Origin of the sequence: Pontibacter chitinilyticus (assembly GCF_039748935.1) — a bacterium.
Lineage (GTDB): Bacteria > Bacteroidota > Bacteroidia > Cytophagales > Hymenobacteraceae > Pontibacter > Pontibacter chitinilyticus.
This window is the reverse complement of sequence record NZ_JBDIZJ010000004.1, coordinates 360561-379352: the sequence shown is the minus strand read 5'-3', so window position 1 is coordinate 379352 and position 18792 is coordinate 360561. Positions and strand designations below refer to the sequence as shown.

The following is an 18792-nucleotide window of genomic DNA, read 5'->3' as shown; positions in this document are numbered from 1 at the left end:
GCGTACGACAGCCTCGGACTGGCGGAGTACGAGGCCATGGAAGCCTTCGTGCGCTACAAGTTCGAGTAACAGAAACTGGCCTTTAACTAAAGTGTACTTCATACTTACACTTGTGGCACTGTAATCCAGACCCTCAAGTATAAATCTTTTACTGCGTGGTAAAAAGCAGGAGCCGCCTCAATAAGGCGGCTCCTGCTTTCATTTTATACTTGCTATGTTGAAATCAGCTTTTACTGGTTGGCATTAAAGCACCGTAATAGCTTTGGCATATTCTTTCAGTGCGGGGTTCGATGGGTCCAGGTCTGTAACTAAGTATTGGATCGCGCTGAGGTTACACACTTTCATATTCTGAATGGAGTTCAGCTTTTCGGCAATGCTCATCACAGCAGTTTTCTTGGCCGATTTGATCATGGCTTTCTTCACCTGCACTACCTCCCAATCAGACTCCGTCATGCCTTCAGCCAGTGAGAGCGCGTTTGTGCCGATGATACATAGATCGACCCGGATTTCTGACAGTTGGTTGATCACCTGCGCCCCAATATTGATGTGTGAGCTTTTGGATAGCTGCCCGCCGACAAGTATAACGTTGATGTTGGCGTGCTCTGTCAACTCGAGGGCTACGAGCGGACTTACTGTGAAGAAAGTACATTTCAGGGTATCCGGTATCATGCGGGCAACCTCGATCATCGTGGTGCCTCCGCCTACCAACACAAACATGTCGTCCTGCAGCAGTTGCAGCACCTTGCCGGCAATCTCTTTTTTGGATTCTTTGGCGTATACCTCGCTCTGCTGAAAAGGATAATGGAAAGATTTCGACAAGGCACCGCCATGCACCTTCAGTACTTTACCACTCTCGGCCAGTTCATGCAAATCCCGCCGGATGGTATCTTCCGAAACGTTAAGCTGGGTGCTTAAGTCTGAGGATAGTACCTTGTTGTGCAAATTTATCTGCCTGATGATAAAAGCCTGCCGTTCTTCCTTTAGCATTCTGATGTAGGTTGATGTACTTCCAAATATAAATTAATTTATAGAAACATAAACGCTGCTGCCCCGAACTTTGCTTAAAAAGAAAGGAGTACCCGTAGTCGTAGCGCTTTGGCTTGGCCTACTGCCATGCTTTTAAGCGGGTTTATACTTTAATATAAATCCTTTTTTTATCCATCCAGTAGCCGATCAGCCACATACAAAGCATGTAACAGATGGCGAAGAGGAGGGAGGCGTTCTTCCCCGCACTCCATGTCAGGAAGCCATGTTCATAGATCCAGCCATTCAGGCTGGTGCCATCTACTTTTATAAACATCAGGGTTTTGATCACAAGAGAGGCCATGGCAAATATGAAGAGCGGATTTCGTCCAAATACTTCAAAAAAGTACGTCCACTTTTTATAACCTGCCACTTCGATCACCAGCATAAGTGCCGCCAGCAACAGCAGATCCCACCCGATGGCATACACCACGTAGGAGCTCGTCCAGATCGGTTTGTTGATTGGAAACTGCGTATCCCAGAGCAGACCCAGGCATACCGCTGCCGCACCAGCAATAGCCAGCCGCATGACAGTGCTTCGGGTATTGCCCTGCTGCTGAATAAACTTACCGGTAAAGTAGCCGGCTATGACGTTGACAACAGCCGGGAACATACTTAGCATGCCTTCCGGATCGAACGCGATGCCAAAGCCGTGGTACAGGTTTTCAGGCGCTAAAAAGAGGAGGTCGAACTTGCGTGCGGCGTTGCCCTCCAGGCTATATGGGTCGGTGGCATCACCAAAAAGATAAAGTATAGCCCAGTAGCCCAGCAGCACGATGACGCTGAAAACAGCTGCGCCACGCAGCCCGAGGTAGCGCACCACCAGCGAGGCCAGGCAGTAGCAGATTGCGATACGTGCCAGCACACCAAAGATACGCATACTACCAAAGTCTTTCAGGGCATACCCGCCCGCATCCGTATGCACAACAAAAGGGAAGAGGTGCAGCAGCACGCCGATCAGGAAAATAAGAGCAGTTCGTTTAAAGACTTTTTGAAGAAAAGGCCCGTTGCCTTGCGCCCGGAATTTACGCATGCTGAAGCTCATGGCATTGCCTACGACGAACAGGAACGTAGGGAAAACCAGGTCGGTAGGGGTAAAGCCATGCCAGGCCGCATGCTCGAACGGGGCATAGATGTTGGCCCAACTGCCCGGCGTGTTTACCACCACCATCAGGGCAATGGTTAATCCGCGCAGCACATCCAGCGAGAGGTACCGCTCTGCTGTTTTTGCTTTGAACAAGGTGTTTTCGGTAGCTGGAGCAGCTGTGATAAGTTTTGTCATAAATGGGAAGGGATAGTACAAGGTATAAGTTGAATGATAGATTAGGAGCCGGCATTGGCTTTGAACACCCGCAGGAAGTTGCCGCCCAGGATCTTCTCGATGTCTTTGGCACTATAGCCTCTGGCCAGCAGCTCTTTGGTGATCAGCGGAAAGTCCGTTACATCGTCCAGTTGCTGTGGCGTGGAGGAAATGCCGTCGAAATCGGAGCCCAGCCCCACGTGGTCTACGCCCACCAGCCGCACGATATAGTCCATATGGTCGAATAGCAGCGCAAGCGGCGGGCGCACGGCAGTAGCTTCTGCAGGATATTGCTTTTCCAGCCAAGCCATCTGATCGCCAGAGGACCAGCCCAGTTGCTGCAGCGAGTCCAGCGCAGACTGGTGGCGGGTTTTAAACTGTGCCAGGCGCTGCTCAAATTCCTTATCCAGGAAGCCCGAGAAGAAATTCAGGTCAATCACGCCGCCGTTTTTGCCCACTGCTTTTATCTGCGCATCGCTTAGGTTGCGGTAATGCGGGTTTATACTATATACGCAGCTATGCGACACCAGCACCGGCTTGGTGGTGATTTTGATGGCATCCCAGAAGGTCTGTTCGCCTACGTGGCTCAGGTCTACCAGCATGCCCAACTTGTTCATCCGGCGCACTACTTGCCGACCAAAATCATTCAGTCCTTTCTGCGGGTTAGGCATGGTGCCTTCTGCTTCGTCTTTGGCGGAGCTGGCCCAGGACGTGGAGTTGTTCCAGGTAAGCGTCATATAGCGTGTGCCGCGGGCGTAAAGGCTGTCGAGATAGTTCAGGTTATCCTCTATCATGTGGCCGCCTTCCACCCCGATCATTGCTGCCAGCTTGTGTTGCTTTACCGCTTTCATCAGCTCCTGTGGTGTTTTTACCACCTGTAGCTTGCCAGGATTTCGAGCGGCAATGGCGTACAGCGAATCGATCTGGGCGTTGGCGTAGGCAAACTCTTTGCCCTTGCCCAGGCTGCCCTCGCTCCATACCGAAAATACCTGCACATCTACGCCACCCTCCTTAAACCGGTCCAGGTCCGAGTGCGTTTTACCAGTCAGGTTGCCGGCTATATCCAAGCCTTCCATGGTCGAGATCAGCACATCGTTATGTGTATCAATGACGATGGCTTGCTGGTGCAGCTTTTTATAGTCCTGTGCCTGCCCCACTATACTGCTGCAAAGGAGCGAAAAAATAAGAAGTAGGTATATAGTTAGTTTCATGCAGGTGCTGGTTAAGGTAAAAGCTGGCAGTGACAGGCATGCCGGAAGTAGTATGCAAGTGGCGCAGGTGCGGGCGCTTCCGGGTAACAGCCAGAGGCCGGGACCAGAAAGCAGGAATTTGCGTATGCGCAGTAAAAGATAGCAAAAAGCCTCATCAAAGCAAAGGTTTACCAGTAATTTCAGGAAAGGGTGCAGCACCGGGTTTTCGGCGCTGCTTTGTTGGAAATAGCCGGAAAGGGTAGTAACTTATATGCTCAAACAACGAAAACGCACCATGTGCAAAACCAAACCGGGCGCTGGCAGAAACCTGCTTTTTATCAGCAGCTTCTTTCTACTGCTTTTTTCTGCGGCTTTGTTCGCTCCAGCAGCCAATGCGCAGAAGCTGAAACGGAAAAAAATGATTCAGAAGATAATGAAGCGGCACCCGGAGTACTTCGGGAAAGTGCTGCAGAATCCCGCCAAGTATAAGCTCCAGATCCTGTACACGCAGATAGACCGCGACGCGCAGAACCAGCCTCACTTTACTTCGTACGGCTACCGCATCAACCCGCAGGAGTACTTTTACCCGGCGAGCTCGGTGAAACTAGCGGTTGCCGTAGCAGCACTTGAGAAGCTGAACAATCTGCACATCCAGGGGCTCGACAAGTATACGCCGCTGCAGGTCGATAGCGCTTACGCCGGCCAGAGCCCTGTTCAAACCGACAGTACTTCGGCCGATAACTTACCTTCTGTGGCGCATTATATTAAGAAAATTTTTCTGGTGAGCGACAATGACGCCTTCAACCGCCTCTACGAATTTGTGGGGCAGCGGCAGCTGAATGAAACTTTGCACCAGAAAGGCTTGCAGGATGTGCGGCTGGTGCACCGGCTTTCTATTTTCCTGACGCCGGATGAGAACCGCCATACTAACCCGTTTACGTTTTACAAGGGCGACTCTGTGCTTTACCGGCAGCCGCTGGTGAACAACCCGGTTCCGTTGCCGAACCCGCCGAAGCAAACGATGTTGGGCAAAGCCTACATGAAAGACGATACGCTGCTGGTGCAAGGGCCGATGGACTTTTCTGAAAAGAACTATATTACGGTAGAGGCGCTGCAGGGTATCCTCAAGCGCGTGCTCTTTCCGGAGTCGGTGCCGGCGCAGCAGCGCTTTAACCTTACGGCCGACGATTACGCGTTCCTTTACAAGTATATGTCAATGCTGCCCCGCGAAAGCGACTTTCCGAAGTATGATCCGCAGGAGTATCCCGACAGTTACGTGAAGTTTCTCATGTATGGCGATTCCAAGGAGCGCATACCGGGTAACATCCGCATCTTTAATAAAATAGGAGACGCCTATGGCTTTATGATTGACAATGCCTATGTTGTGGATTTTGACAACAACGTGGAGTTTATGCTGACGGCCGTGATCCTGGTAAATGAAGACGAGATCTTCAACAACGGTGAGTATGAATATGAAGAAGAAGGCTTCCCGTTTATGCAGCACCTGGGCCAGGTGTTTTACCAACATGAACTGAAGCGCCGGAAAAAACACCTGCCCGACCTGAGCCGGTTTAAAATCAACTATAACTAAGCGGATAATTTATACTTGCTCCTGCTTCTCTGTGAGAATGATAGCAGAGGGTACATTGCCTTTTCCGTAGGCCATACTAGTTTATGCCGCTGTTCTGTATAAAGCCATACTTCTTACCCAATGAAACTTCCTTTTCTGATCTGCACCTTTCTTATGTCCGGCTTCTTATTTTCATCCGTTATGGCGCAGCAGAAAGACGATGCCTTTCTAAAGAAACTCCTGCAGGCACAAGCCTCGCCGCTGTTGCAGCAGGTGCTGAGCCAGCCCGATACCTTCCATTACCAGATCATCTATACCGAGATTAATCGCGACAAACACAACCGGCCGCACTTTACGACCCACTACCTGCACGTAGATCGCAACCAATACTTTAACCCGGCCTCTACAGTGAAGCTTCCTACGGCACTTGCCGCCTTAGAAAAGCTGAATGACCTGAAAAAGCAGGGTGTAAACAAGTATACGCCCATGCTCACCGACAGCGCTTACAGCGGCCAGACCAGCATGCTCACCGACTCTACCTCGGAAAATGGCTTGCCCTCCATTGCGCATTATATTAAAAAGGTGTTTCTGGTAAGCGACAACGAGGCCTACAACCGCCTCTACGAGTTTGTGGGGCAGCAGACACTAAACGAGGCGCTGTGGCAGAAAGGGTATAAGGATGTGCGCATCACCCGTCGCTTTACGCCCATGACGGAAGAGGAGAACCGCCATACCAACCCGATCCGGTTTGTGCAGAATGGGGAGGTGCTGTATGCGCAGCCGCCCACCCGCAGCAACACTACGTTTGACTATAGCAAGCCGGTGCTGGTAGGCAAGGCGCACTGGAACTGGAATGACGAACTGGTGCCGGAACCTATGGACTTCACCACGCATAACAACCTGCCGCTGCAGGACCTGCAGCAAATTTTGCAGTCAGTTATGTTCCCGGAATCGGTGCCGGAGAAGCAGCGCTTCCGCCTCTCGCCCGACGACTACGCTTTTCTGTACGACAACATGCCGAAGCTGCCCTCGCAAAGCTTAAATCCTAAATATGACACCACCGAGTTTTTCGACAGCTACACCAAGTTTTTCCTCTACAAGGCCGATAAAAGCAAGATTCCCGATTACATCCGCATCTTTAACAAGCCCGGTTGGTCGTACGGCTACCTGACCGATGCGGCTTACATCGTAGACCTGAAGAACAACGTGGAGTTTATGCTCTCAGCCACCATCTACGTCAACAGCGATGGCGTGCTTAACGACAACAAGTATGAGTATGATGAGATCGGCTATCCCTTCTTTAAAGAAGTAGGCGAGATTGTTTATAACTATGAACTGGGAAGAAAACGCAAGCATAAGCCGGACCTGAGCCGTTTCAGGAGATAGTACTTTGTACTTTGTGCAAAGTATAAACGCAAGTTCCAGAAGACCTCGCGGGTCCAGAAGGGTTATTAAAGTCAGCCTTTCAACTCTTTAACATTCAAATTCTCTAACTCCCCTAACGCTCTCAGATCATAAAGACGCTGTGAGATCTTAGTAACTTATAAACAGAGAAGCCCCTGCAGTTTGCGCTGCAGGGGCTTCTCTGTTTATACTTATACTTTAGATTTATACCTCTCTAAAGTTACCTGTTACTGCTGGTCCCACCAAAGTGGCGTGTCAAGTGGGGTAGCAGCTGGTACATTTGCGCTGTTCTTGCTGCTTTCGCCTTCCGGATAAGCCACACGTCGGATAAAATCAGTTAGCGCGGCATTGGCAGGAAGTGTAAAGTCAGCATATTGGTAGTCGTAACGACGGGCATCGTTCCAGGCTTCCGGGTTCAGGTAGGTTGTCACATACTTCTCCTTAAAGATGAGGTCCAGCGTCAGGTTGCCGGCACCTACGGCCACAGCCGGATTAGACAGGTACGCGTCGCGTTCGGCCGCAGGGACCTCCAGTTTGTCCATGCTGGCGCGAATGCCTTCCAGGTACGCGGCATAGGCCCGATCGGTGAGGCCCACTCTAAGCGCCGCTTCTGCCTCTATCATCTTCAACTCAGCATACGACATAATTACGATCGGCGACAGGTCGCCGGTGATTGGCGAGTTTCGCGAAATGTAAGACTCGTCGCGCACTGTGTTGGCGGCAGGGCCAATGTTGCCGGTTCCATTAGGTGTGCCTTTGTAATCGTCGTTCACCGTTTTTTCAGTAATCTTGGCGACGCGTGGGTCGAAAACACCATAGGTACTGCCATTGAGCTGCTCCACCAGTTGTTCCGATAGCCAGCCGTCCAGCACCAGCTGCGTGTTGTTCAGCGCTACCGTAGCCCATGGGTTGCGAACAGCAAAAACACTCATCTGCGCATCGTCAGCGTTGGAAGTAAAGGAGTGCTCCACAGCGCCAAGCACCGCTTGCGGGTCATAGGCGGGAGTTTTGGAGATCTTATTCAGGAAGCGCGCTTTCAGGCCATAGGCAAACTTAGTCCATTTGGCTACGTCGCCGCCATAGATCAGGTCGTTGTCTGGGTCCAGTGTGATTTTAGAGCCAGGCTTGGCCAGTTCAGTGATCGCCTCATCCACCAGTTGCAGTGACTGGTTATAGAGATCCTGTTGTGAGTCGAACTTGGGGGTGAGCGTACTGCCGTTGAATGCCTCCGTGTAAGGGGCATCGCCAAACATATCAGCCACCAGGCTCAGGTGGTACGCCATCATCACATCGGCTACACCCACATACTCACTGGCACCTTCTTCCTGCGCCTTCTGCTTCATGTCATAAATGTCGGCCATGCCCAGGTATAGCGCATCCCAGATGCTGGTGTAGTCCGTGATCTGGTAGGTGTCGCTGCTGCTGCCCGGTGAGGGGCTGGCCAGGTACTGCACAAAGTAGGACGTAACCGCCGCTACACGCTGGCTGTTGAGGCCGGTCTTCTGTGTGGCCGTGGACAGCATCGCGTTAATCGGCGGGTTTGTCACCAGATTGGGGTTGTCCTTCAGGTCGAAGTAGTCGTCGCAACTCTGCAGGCTGAACATGGCTCCCGTCATCATAACCAAGGCCATGGTATATCTGAATATCTTTTTCATCGTCTCAAGTTTAATTAAAATCCTACGTTCAGGGTAAACAGGTAGCTGCGGACAGCAGGGTAGGTAAAGCCCGCGAAGCCGTCTACGTTGCTACCGCTTGGACTCGAGCTGCTCTCCGGATCATAGCCATTGTATTTGGTAGACAGCCACAGGTTGTTGCCTGTGAGCGATACAGAGGCATTGCGCACAAAGATGTTCTGGAACCAGTTGTCGGGCATGCTATAGGTCAGCGTCAGCGAGCGCAGGCGCACCCAAGAGGCATCCTGCACAAAGTTCTCCGATACGCCACGATACACATTGCGGTAAAAGCCATTGCCGTAGTCTACGCCATCGGGACCAACGCCCTGGCCCAGCCACACGGCTTTGGTGTTTGGCGTTCCGTCGGCAAGCACGCCTTCGAATACCTTGGTTTCCTCGCGGTTCTCGGTATACTTGGCGATGCCGAAAGCGGCGAAGAAGTTGTCCATCTGGTTATACTTCTCCATGCCTACCTGCGCGTCCAACAGGGCCGTCAGGCTTAGGTTTTTGTAGGTAAAAGTGTTGGTGAAGCCGCCAATCCAGTCGGGCTGCGAGTTGCCCAGTAGCTTGGGAGAGGAGTTTTTCTCCGGGAATCCGTCTGCTCCAATCACAATAGGCCGCGACTCGTCGAGGGTCATCGGATCCTCTTCCTCGCCAGGGCCGTAGTAGCGCTTGTAAGAAGTACCATACAGGTCGCCATACGACTGACCGGGGATGAGTTTCATCGAAACGGTGGAGCCGGAATAGCCATATTGCGACGCATAAGGTATTTCAGTCAGCCCCTCGCGAATGCTCAGGATCTTGTTGCGGTTTGCCGAGAACACCAGGCTGGCATCCCAGCTGAAATCGGTCGTTTTAACCGGTGTGCCATGCAGGGAGATTTCCACCCCTTTGTTGCGCATTTTGCCTGAGTTCACTGCCGCCTGCACATAGCCAGTAGTGGCGGCCACATCAATGTTAATGATCTGGTCGCTGCTCACAGAGTTGTAGTAAGTGAAGTCGAATCCGAGGCGGTTGTTCAGGAAAGCCATCTCTATGCCTGCTTCAAAGGTGTTGGTAAATTCCGGCAGCAGGTCGATGTTGCCCAGCAATGCGGCTCTTGTAAAGCCCGTGTAGCCGGTCGGCAGGCCTGTGTAGGAGGCATAGCCGACGGAAGTGGCGTACGGCTGCGCGTCCTTGCCAATGCCGGCGTACGATGCCCGCAGCTTGCCGAGGCTGATGTAGGTCGGCAGCTCCATCTGGTCAGAGAACACATAGCTCAGGCTGACAGAGGGATAGAAGAAGGAGTTGTGCGGTTTCTGAAGCGAAGACGAAATATCGTTCCGGCCGGTCAGCGTCAGGTACAGGTAGTTCTTGTAATCCAGTGTGGCCTCCGCAAACAAACCCATCAGGCGATACTGCTCCATAGACTGTGTGGGCGATACGATCCGGGCATTATCCAGGTCAAAGTAGTTAAATACAGTGAGGTTGCTGCCCTCTATGCCGAAGCGGTCGATGCGGCGGTCGTACAGCTCATGGCCCAGGCGCAGCGTGCCGTTAAAGTTTTCGCCCAATTTTGAATGAAGCGATGCCAGGAACGTAGAGTTGACAGCCCGGAACTTGGTGTTATACTTGTTCACAAAGCCCTGGTCGTTGTCTTCGTACACCACTTCGCCAGCCAGGCCGGTAGGGCCGGGAGCGGTGGCAGTGCGGTTCTCGCTATACGTGTCCACACCTACGCGATAGCTCAGGTCCAGCCAGTTCAGCGGGGAGTAGTCGAAGTGCAGGCTACCGATAAAGCGGTTTACGTCATCTTTCAGCCTGTTGGTAGCAGCCCCATAAATCGGGTTATTATTGCCATACGTCTTCATAGTGCCGTCCTCTTTTACATAGTCCGTCACATCCCAACGCGGCGACCAATAGCTCAGGCTCTCGCTAAAGCGGTCAGCATTATAACGGTAGCCGCCGGAATTTACGAAATTAAAGCTGGCGCCCGTCTTCAGTTTATCGCTCAGCTTCACGTCGGTGTTCAGGCGTGCCGAGATGTTCTGGTAATCCGTGAAAGGCAGCACACCTTTCTGCTTGAAGTGCGACAAAGAAGAGAGGAACGTTACCTTTTCGCTGCCGCCGGAAAAAGAGAGACTGTTGCGAAACTGTGAGCCGGTCTGGTAAGCATCGCGGAAGTGGTTGTAGAGCTTTTCAGGGTGCGTGGGGTCTATCTTCCGTGCCTCAGCCACGGTTGGTCCCCAAGATGGCCAGAAGCTGTTAGGGTCGTATTCGCCTGAATAGCCTTGCGTATACTTATCCTGCACCTCCGGGAACCTGTCTACCTGCTCAATGCCGGCAGTGCTGGTGAAGTTAACGCGCATGGTGCCCGCCTGGCCCTGCTTGGTGGTAATAACTACCACACCGTTAGCGCCGCGCAAACCGTATAGTGCTGTGGCTGCGCCGCCTTTCAGCACGTTTATACTTTCAATATCATTGGGGTTGATGTCGGCGAGGCGGTTGCTCATGCCGCGCAGCTCAGATCCCTCGCCAAAAGTGGAGGTGGTATTGTCCACCAGCACACCATCGATTACGAAAAGCGGCTGGCTGGAGCGGTTCACATCAATGGAGTTGATGCCCCGGATGCGAATGTTGGCACCCTGGCCGGGCGCACCGCCGGTACTGGAGATCTGTGCGCCCGCTACTTTGCCCTGCAGAGCGTTCAGCACGTTGGGCTGCTTGTTGCGCGTCAGCTCCTCCGACTCTACACTTTGTGCCGCATAGCCCAATGTTCTTCGCTCCCGGGAAATTCCCATAGCGGTTACTACCACCTCGTTCAGCAGTTTTGTGTCGCTGCCCAGGGTTACATTAATAACAGACTGGTTGTTCACCGGTACTTCTTTGGTTTCATAACCAAGATATCGGAACACCAGCACGGCATCGCTGCCGGGTACCTGCAGGCTGTAACTGCCATTCGCGTCGGTGGCCGTGCCGGTAGTCGTGCCTTTCACGATCACACTTACGCCGGGCAGGGCTGTGCCTGCCTCCGCGCCTGTGACCCTGCCACTCACTGTGGTACCTTGGGCAAAGGAACTCGTTGCCCAGCACAGTAGCAGCAAAACAAGAAGCGTAAAACTGTTTCTCATAGTAAATGGGTTAGTTTGGTTTATAAATGTTTAGATTGGTTAATAAAAATTATAAAGCAGTGATTACAGCTAAGCAATTTTCGGAAAGCGCTTGCCGGCCAACCGGGTTGCTGTTGCAAGTGTTTTTAAGTTAAAAGTATAACGTCTGCGCTCCGCCTCTTGAGGGGATTTGCTTGCGTTTATCCTTAATCTGTCAGATAAGGGCAGTAGTGTCAAAACTGTTCTTGCAGCATTTATACAAGATTATGCCAGAATATAGCGAAAAATAAAATCAATGTTGCATATTACTGCAGATATAATTTTAAAAGGCAGTAGATAACAGGCTGCATACAGGGGAACTCCTATGGTAAAATATTTGATTTGGAGCACTACAGCTGTGTTTTTTGCTTTATTGATACACCCTATGACCGCTCACGCACAAACCTTCACCCTCGAAGCTGTTAAAAGCTATCCTTTCCCTTCTGGCCTCACCGGCGCTGCCCAGGGTGCCAGAATTGCGTGGGCCTTTGATGAGCAGGGCAAACGCAATGTGTTCGTAGCCGAAGGGCCCGACTTTATGCCCCGCCAGCTTACCGGATACACGGCAGATGATGGGCAGGAGCTAACAAGTTTATCTGTTTCGGCGGATGGGCAGTGGGTGGTGTATGTAAGGGGTGGTGAGCACGGAGCTATCTGGAATGAGAGCGACCCGGTAAATCCTGCGGCAGATTCTATACCACAGGCGGTGCAAGTATGGCGCGTGCCTTTTGCCGGCGGCGAGCCGGTCGCCATAGCCGAGGGCGATCATCCGGTAATTTCGCCGGACAGCAGGCAGGTCGCTTTCCTAAGAAACGGGCAAGTATGGCTGGCGCCGTTGGATGGGGGAGCAGCTGCCACACCGCTTTTCTACACACGCGGCGAAGTTAGCGAATTCGTGTGGGCACCAGACGGCACAAAACTGGCTTTTGTCTCAGACCGGGGCGACCACTCCTTTATCGGTGTATTTACCAATCCTGAAACACCTCTTCACTGGGTAGCGCCCTCCTTCCATCGCGACCTCTCACCACGCTGGTCACCAGACGGCAGCCAACTGGTGTTTGTGCGCACGCCGGGCAGGGGCGGAGCGCCCGAAACGTACCTGCAAAATCATCCCAAACCCTGGGCTATACTTGTGGCAGATGCGGCAACAGACGAATCCAGGCAAGTATGGAAAGCACCCGAAACGATGGCGGGCTCCGTGCCGAACACTAACGGCGGCTTTAACCTGCATTGGGCTGCCGAAGGGCGAATTGTGTTTCTCTCATCTCAAGACGGCTGGCCACACCTTTACTCCCTACCTGTTGCCGGTGGCAAGCCGCTGCTGCTCACACCAGGCAACTACATGGCCGAGCACATCCGCCTGAGCCCTGATGGCCAGTGGCTGGTCTTCAGCGCCAACACCGGCCCAGACAAAGCCGATCTCGACCGCCGCCACATCGTGCGGGTACCGGTAGATAAAGCGAAGCCCGAAGTGCTGACGCCGGGTGCCGGGATGGAAGCTTTTCCGGTAATTACCGGTAATGGGATCTCTGTAGCTATGATCAGCGCCACGGTTCAGCGGCCGCCGCTGCCCGCCATTCTTGCTTTGGGGAAAAGTGCTAAGCTAAAGGTGTTGGCGGAAGATCACATTCCTGCTCAATTTCCGCAGCAAAAGCTGGTCACGCCAAAACAAATCACCTACCAGGCACCTGACGGGCTCACCATACATGCGCAGCTGTTTGAAACTGCAGGAGGCCCGGCTAAAAAACCGGCTATTGTTTATGTGCACGGCGGTCCGTCGCGGCAGATGCTGCTGGGCTGGAACTACTCCGACTATTATGCCAATGCTTATGCTGTAAACCAGTACCTGGCCAGCATGGGTTTCGTGGTGCTGTCGGTAAACTACCGGCTGGGTATCGGCTATGGGTATGATTTTCATCAGCCGGCAGGAACGGGGTTGATGGGCGCTGCCGAATACCAGGACATCAAAGCGGCCGGGCAGTGGCTTACGGCGCAGCCGCAGGTAGATGCCGCCCGTATCGGTATTTATGGCGGTTCGTATGGCGGCTACTTAACGGCACTGGCGCTGGGCCGCGACTCGGAACTCTTTGCTGCCGGCGTAGACATACATGGTATGAGCGACCGCTCGGCCGGCCGCATGCATAACCTGCTTGCCCCCGATCGCTACGAACGTGCGCCGGATGCCGAAGAAGCTGCTACCGTAATCTGGCAGGCATCTCCGGCTGCTTCTGTGGCTACCTGGACGTCACCAGTGCTTCTGATCCATGGCGATGACGACCGCAATGTATCTTTCAGCAACAGCATTGACCTGGTGCGGCGCCTGGAGGCCAAAGGCGTACCTTTTGAGACACTCGTTATTGTAGACGACACACATCATTGGATGAAGTATAGCAATGGCTTAAAAGTAGCCAAAGCCACCGCAGATTTTTTTAAGCGGAAGCTGCTGAAAAAGGATAAGTAATAGGCGGAAAAGAGGTAGCGGTAACACCTTCGAATTGCTGTCGGCTGCAGGCGCTCTCCTGACCTGCAACGGGTAATCCAAAGTAAGTATAAGGCGTGCATTAAAGCCGCTTGTTTTCAGTAAATTTAAGTGCTAGCTGCTTTCCCGCAAGTCGCGCCCCAGGCAGGCTGCCGCTGCATAAGCGTGGCTTTCTGCGCTTTACTATAACACTGTGCGAAAGGCGAATTTTATTAGCTAGGAAAAGAAACTTTTTTTGTTTAAATCTGTCTAAATCCAAGTAAGTAATTGCTTAATCAGTTCTGCCCAGCGCATATTTGTATAAGCGAAAACATCTGCTCACTTCACCAACAACAGTATGGCACAAACAGTACTCGCGGCTGAGAAAAAAAGACTCAGCTTCTGGCAAATCTGGAACATGTGTTTCGGATTTTTGGGTATCCAGTTCGGATTTGCCCTTCAAAATGCCAACGTTAGCCGTATATTCGAAACCCTCGGCGGAACTGAAATTGCGCTCTACTGGCTGGCGGCACCTGTTACCGGCCTGCTCGTGCAGCCTGTTATAGGCTACCTAAGCGACCGCACCTGGAGTTCGCGCCTGGGCCGGCGGCGCCCGTTTTTCCTGGTTGGTGCCATACTTGCCTCCGCCGCTTTGTTTGTGATGCCCAATGCCTCGGTCCTTTGGATGGCAGTGGGCATGCTTTGGATATTAGATACTTCCATTAACGTATCGATGGAGCCGTTCCGGGCCTTGGTGGGTGATGTGCTGCCTTCCAGTCAGCGCACCATGGGCTTTGCTACGCAAACGTTCTTCATAGGAGTAGGAGCTGTTGTCGCGTCGATGCTGCCTTATATTTTCACAAACTGGCTGGATATTCCCAACACGGCCCCGGCCGGCATGATTCCGAGCTCTGTAAAGTGGTCGTTCTACATTGGAGGTGTTGTTTTCTTAGCGGCTGTGAGCTGGACCGTTTTCAAAACGGAGGAATATCCGCCGGAAGACATGGCGGCATTTGAGGCGGAAAAGAACAGTGTGAGCCTGGGCGGAGGAATACGAGAAGCCGTGATGGGCATTTTTAACATGCCCACAACCATGCTACAACTGGCAGTGGTGCAGTTTTTCTCGTGGTTTGCGCTCTTCTCCATGTGGATCTACACGACCAGTGCCCTGACCAGTCATGTATACGGCGCCACAGATCCTACCTCTGCCCTCTACAATCAGGGTGCGGATTGGGTGGGTGTTTGTTTTGCCGTGTATAACGGTGTGTCAGCCGTTTTTGCCCTGTTGCTGCCGGCTATCGCCCGCGCTACCAGCCGGAAGATCACGCACCTGATTTGCCTGGTACTGGGCGGGCTGGGGCTAATTTCTATCTACTTCATCACCAATCCCATGCTGCTGCTGGTCTCGATGGTGGGCGTGGGTATTGCCTGGGCCAGTATCCTTTCGATGCCTTACGCAATTTTGGCGGGTGCTCTGCCTGCCAAGCGGATGGGCTACTACATGGGCGTTTTCAACTTCTTTATCGTGATCCCGCAGATCGTAGCCGGTTCTATTCTGGGTTTTGTAACGGATAACGTTTTCGGAGGAGAAGCCATCTATGCCTTGGTGCTGGGCGGATGTGCCATGATTGTGGGCGGTTTCCTGACCCTGATCGTGAAAGATGTGGATGCACAGCTGGCCTAAGTTGCGCTATAACTTTGTGTAAGGCCGCCAAGCTGTGCTGTATCGAACATCCGTATTTGCTGGGCATCCCCGGGCAGCCTGCTTCCGGACTTCCAAATCCGGAAGAGCAGCTATGAGAAGCTAAGATATAACAGCCATAAAAAAGGCGCAGGTTTGAAACCTGCGCCTTTTTTATGGCTGTTATGCTATGTAGAGCATACTATGTGCTTACTGCTTGGCTGAAGCTGTTTCCCTTTCTTTAGCCTTGCGCATCGCCTCATATACCACCTCCAGCACATTGGTGCGGGTGTTCAGTTTGCCGAGTTTGTTACCTTCGCGGGTGGGGTTCACGCGGTTCGACAGGAATACATATACAAGGTTGTTTGTTGGGTCAATCCAGGTATAAGTGCCGGTAAAGCCGGAATGACCGAAGCTTTCAGCAGGGGCGCTGGGAGCTGAGTTGCTGTTCTGAGCGCCGGGTTCGGCCGGACGGTCGAACCCGAGGGCGCGGTAATTGCCCTGGTCGCAGAACTGGCACTTGCTGAACTCACTGACCACATCATCCGCAATGATGCGCTTATAGCCGTACACCCCATCGTTCAGGTACAACTGCATCAGTTTGGCCATGTCGTTGGCATCGGCAAACAGGCCGGCGTGGCCGCTGACGCCGCCCAGCATGGCCGCGCCCTCGTCGTGAACGGTGCCGTGTACCAGTTGCTTCCGGAACAAGGTGTCGTTCTCTGTTGGCACAATGCGTGAGAGCGGGTATTTTTTGTAAGGGTTAAACGTGAGGGTAGAGGCGCCAATAGGTTTGTAAATGTTCTCGTTCAGGTAACTGACAAAGTCCTGGCCGGTGATGTTGCGCACTACCAGCGGCGCAAGTATAAACGAAAGGTCGCTGTATACATAGCCGGGCTTGTCGTTGAGCGGCGACTCGGCAATGGCCTTGTATATTTTGCACGCATACTTTCGGTGCATGTATAAGTTATGGGCCACTTTGATCGGGAAGCGGGCAGAGGAATCGGTTTTGAACGTGGCCCACTTAAACTTGCCGTTCTTCTTCACCGTCTCCTGCCAGAAGGGGATAAAAGCTTTCAGACGGGCCTGGTGTGTCAGGATATCACGGTATTTTAGGTTCTCCTTGTTGGTGCCCTGCATCATAGGCAGATAATGGCCCAGTGTCTGATCCACGTCGAAGCGGCCTTCGCCTTTCAACTTCATGAAAGCTGCCAGCGAGGTGCTGATCTTGGTCACAGATGCCATGTCGTACAAATCGGTGTTCTGCACGGGCACCTGTTTGTCATAAGTATGATAGCCGAAGGATTTGTAGTAGATCACTTTGCCGTCTTTTGCAACCAGCACTTCTGCACCCGGAGTGGCTTTCTCCCGGATGGCCTGTGCCACCAGTGAGTCGATGCCAGCTAAATCTTCCGACTTCAGGCCAACAGCTTCCGGCACAGTATAGGCCAGGCGAACGCCGCCCTGCGTTTTAAGGCCATCCCCTATCTGGAAGGCATTGCTCACCGTAACCGGCAACTGCCCCTTCGCGCTGATGCCGCCAAAGATCAGCTGCGCTGCCAGGTCTTGTGTTAGAAAGTCTTCCTGGTAGCCTGCTACAACAGCATCCGCTTTGCTTATCACCTCGAATTTAGCCAGGCTGTAGACATTGCCGAACACGCCCACTATTGTCGGCTTCGACTGTATGAGGTCTTTCAGGAACAGGTTCATTTCAGCCGTAATGCCAAAAGTGCTACCTCCTGATGCTTTCAACTGCAGCTTGTGCACACCGGCAATTACCAGGTTGTAGCCCTGCAGTTGCTCTTTTAGGTGTTGCAGGTCGGCAATAGAGCTGTTGGGCGGCAGGTAAAAATTATCGACGGCCATATACTTGGCAAGTCCCCGCTGAAAATCTGTTTCCTCAGTTGTGCCAATGGCCAGCGCCGCTACACGCAGCGTGTCCAGGTTGCGCAGCGGCAAAATGTTGTTTTTATTGCGCAGCAGCGTCAGCGATTCCTCAACCAGCTTGCGGTTCAGGTATTCGGCATGTGGGTTGTTTAAATCCTGGATCAGGTGCGCAGTTTCCACAGGTTGCCACTTATCCAGGCCCATCCACTGCTTGGCTGCGAGCACCTTACGGCAGCGGGCATCTACTTCCTCCTGGGTAATTTCTTTGTTTTTGATGGCATTCTGAATCTCTTCTATCGTCTTTTTTACATCCATCGTGTTCAGCAGCACATCATTACCGGCCAGCAGCGCTTTCACATCCACAATGCCCGGCGGGTAGAACTTGGCCACGCCTTGCATGTTCAGCGCATCCGTGAACACCAGCCCATCAAACCCTAATTCATGCTTTAATAAGTCTGTAACAATGGGTTTGGAAAGCGTGGAAGCGAGGTTAGGCGTGTTGTCGAGCACAGGAATGTTCATGTGCGCCACCATTACCCCCCCTAAACCATGCGCCATAAGCTTCCGGAAAGGATACAGTTCAGTAGAGTCAAGACGGATACGGGAGAAGTCGATGAGGGGCAGGCCCAAGTGCGAGTCTACATTGGTGTCGCCGTGGCCGGGGAAATGTTTGGCTACGGCCAGTACGTGCTCATCCTGCATGCCAAGCATGTAGAGCATGCCCTTGCGCGCCACGTTATACTTGTCTTCGCCAAATGAGCGGAAACCGATAACCGGGTTGTTGGCGTTGTTGTTGATGTCAATGTCCGGGGCAAAATTCACTTTGATGCCCATCCGCTTGCACTCGCGGGCAATTTCGGCGCCCATTTCGTAGAGCAGCTGCTCATTGTCAATGCCGCCTATCGCCATCTGGTACGGGAAATGCACGGTGCTATCGAGGCGCATACCCAGGCCCCACTCACCGTCGAGAGAGACCATCAGCGGCACCTTACTTTCGCGTTGGTATCGGTTTGTCATTTTGGCCTGCCGCACGGGGCCGCCCTGGAAAAAGATCACGCCGCCCACTTTATAGGTGCTGATCAGATTGCTAATGGAGTCGATGTGCGCCTGGTTCTTGTTCGAGTAGACCGGAATCATAATGAGCTGCGCAATGCGTTCCTCCGGCGTCAGGGTGCTCAGCACCGAATCAGCCCATGCCAGGTGCTCGGGGGCCATAAACGGTGGATCCGTTACCGGGTTATAAGCGGGAGCAGCCACTGCTTTGGTAGCCGGCTTACGGGATTTCGGGTGGCGGCTCTGGGCCTGCACATAGCTGGCCACAAACAGCAGCAGGAGGATGAACGTGTAGCGGTGGTATTTTTCCAAAGTAATCAGGGGTTTATAGTCGCAGGATTTACTGCAATTTAACAGAAATCAGTATAGGTGCCTTTTTATTTGCGGTAATTTTTTGAAATCCTGCAAAAAAAAGCAATCTTGTT

The 18792-nt window shown here is 52.6% G+C and carries 11 protein-coding genes; 5 read left to right on the top strand and 6 right to left on the bottom strand.

From position 1 onward, the window contains the following. Nucleotides 1-243: 243 nt before the first annotated feature. The 3 genes from ABDW72_RS09805 to ABDW72_RS09795 form a co-directional block, all read right to left on the bottom strand. A complete protein-coding gene (locus ABDW72_RS09805) occupies nucleotides 244-987 on the bottom strand; it encodes a DeoR/GlpR family DNA-binding transcription regulator (RefSeq protein WP_347158368.1) in 744 nt (247 codons plus the stop codon). A 142-nt stretch (nucleotides 988-1129) separates the two neighbouring features. Beyond that, complete coding sequence (locus ABDW72_RS09800) at nucleotides 1130-2305, bottom strand: acyltransferase family protein (protein WP_347158367.1); 1176 nt, start codon at nucleotides 2303-2305, stop codon at nucleotides 1130-1132. Nucleotides 2306-2346: 41 nt separating this feature from the next. Beyond that, a complete protein-coding gene (locus tag ABDW72_RS09795; RefSeq protein WP_347158366.1) occupies nucleotides 2347-3534 on the bottom strand; it encodes a dipeptidase in 1188 nt (395 codons plus the stop codon). Between the two features lie 216 nt (nucleotides 3535-3750). Here ABDW72_RS09795 and ABDW72_RS09790 point away from each other — a divergent pair, with 216 nt between their 5' ends. From ABDW72_RS09790 to ABDW72_RS09780, 3 genes are all read left to right on the top strand, one after another. Beyond that, nucleotides 3751-4002: a hypothetical protein gene (locus ABDW72_RS09790; protein ID WP_347158365.1), complete on the top strand. Its 252-nt coding sequence runs from the start codon at nucleotides 3751-3753 to the stop codon at nucleotides 4000-4002. Then, nucleotides 3932-5104: a serine hydrolase gene (locus ABDW72_RS09785; RefSeq protein ID WP_347158364.1), complete on the top strand. Its 1173-nt coding sequence runs from the start codon at nucleotides 3932-3934 to the stop codon at nucleotides 5102-5104. Before ABDW72_RS09790 ends, ABDW72_RS09785 begins: the two co-directional genes overlap by 71 nt. A 120-nt stretch (nucleotides 5105-5224) precedes the next feature. Beyond that, complete coding sequence (locus ABDW72_RS09780; RefSeq protein WP_347158363.1) at nucleotides 5225-6469, top strand: serine hydrolase; 1245 nt, start codon at nucleotides 5225-5227, stop codon at nucleotides 6467-6469. Between the two features lie 245 nt (nucleotides 6470-6714). Here the strand turns inward: ABDW72_RS09780 and ABDW72_RS09775 are convergent, their stop codons facing one another. Continuing rightward, entirely contained in the window at nucleotides 6715-8142 is a 1428-nt protein-coding gene (locus tag ABDW72_RS09775) for a SusD/RagB family nutrient-binding outer membrane lipoprotein (RefSeq protein WP_347158362.1), read from the bottom strand. 14 nt (nucleotides 8143-8156) lie between these two features. Continuing rightward, on the bottom strand, nucleotides 8157-11270 hold the full coding sequence (locus tag ABDW72_RS09770) for a SusC/RagA family TonB-linked outer membrane protein (protein WP_347158361.1): 3114 nt from the start codon (nucleotides 11268-11270) through the stop codon (nucleotides 8157-8159). A 403-nt stretch (nucleotides 11271-11673) separates the two neighbouring features. Here ABDW72_RS09770 and ABDW72_RS09765 point away from each other — a divergent pair, with 403 nt between their 5' ends. Further along, nucleotides 11674-13749 (top strand): S9 family peptidase, encoded by a 2076-nt coding sequence (locus ABDW72_RS09765; protein WP_347158360.1) that lies wholly within the window; start codon nucleotides 11674-11676, stop codon nucleotides 13747-13749. 355 nt (nucleotides 13750-14104) lie between these two features. Beyond that, nucleotides 14105-15430, top strand: coding sequence for an MFS transporter (locus ABDW72_RS09760; protein ID WP_347158359.1), 1326 nt, complete (start codon nucleotides 14105-14107; stop codon nucleotides 15428-15430). 207 nt (nucleotides 15431-15637) lie between these two features. Here the strand turns inward: ABDW72_RS09760 and ABDW72_RS09755 are convergent, their stop codons facing one another. Further along, a complete protein-coding gene (locus ABDW72_RS09755) occupies nucleotides 15638-18529 on the bottom strand; it encodes a serine hydrolase domain-containing protein (protein WP_430438152.1) in 2892 nt (963 codons plus the stop codon). Nucleotides 18530-18792: the final 263 nt, after the last annotated feature.

What these genes read in the sequence shown, in the direction of transcription:
- ABDW72_RS09755 (WP_430438152.1), bottom strand. Translation starts at nt 18,529, where the DNA reads ATGGCCCCCGAGCACCTGGCATGGGCTGATTCGGTGCTGAGCACCCTG.
- ABDW72_RS09760 (WP_347158359.1), top strand. Translation starts at nt 14,105, where the DNA reads ATGGCACAAACAGTACTCGCGGCTGAGAAAAAAAGACTCAGCTTCTGG.
- ABDW72_RS09795 (WP_347158366.1), bottom strand. Translation starts at nt 3,534, where the DNA reads ATGAAACTAACTATATACCTACTTCTTATTTTTTCGCTCCTTTGCAGC.
- ABDW72_RS09765 (WP_347158360.1), top strand. Translation starts at nt 11,674, where the DNA reads ATGACCGCTCACGCACAAACCTTCACCCTCGAAGCTGTTAAAAGCTAT.
- ABDW72_RS09775 (WP_347158362.1), bottom strand. Translation starts at nt 8,142, where the DNA reads ATGAAAAAGATATTCAGATATACCATGGCCTTGGTTATGATGACGGGA.
- ABDW72_RS09785 (WP_347158364.1), top strand. Translation starts at nt 3,932, where the DNA reads ATGATTCAGAAGATAATGAAGCGGCACCCGGAGTACTTCGGGAAAGTG.
- ABDW72_RS09770 (WP_347158361.1), bottom strand. Translation starts at nt 11,270, where the DNA reads ATGAGAAACAGTTTTACGCTTCTTGTTTTGCTGCTACTGTGCTGGGCA.
- ABDW72_RS09805 (WP_347158368.1), bottom strand. Translation starts at nt 987, where the DNA reads ATGCTAAAGGAAGAACGGCAGGCTTTTATCATCAGGCAGATAAATTTG.
- ABDW72_RS09800 (WP_347158367.1), bottom strand. Translation starts at nt 2,305, where the DNA reads ATGACAAAACTTATCACAGCTGCTCCAGCTACCGAAAACACCTTGTTC.
- ABDW72_RS09780 (WP_347158363.1), top strand. Translation starts at nt 5,225, where the DNA reads ATGAAACTTCCTTTTCTGATCTGCACCTTTCTTATGTCCGGCTTCTTA.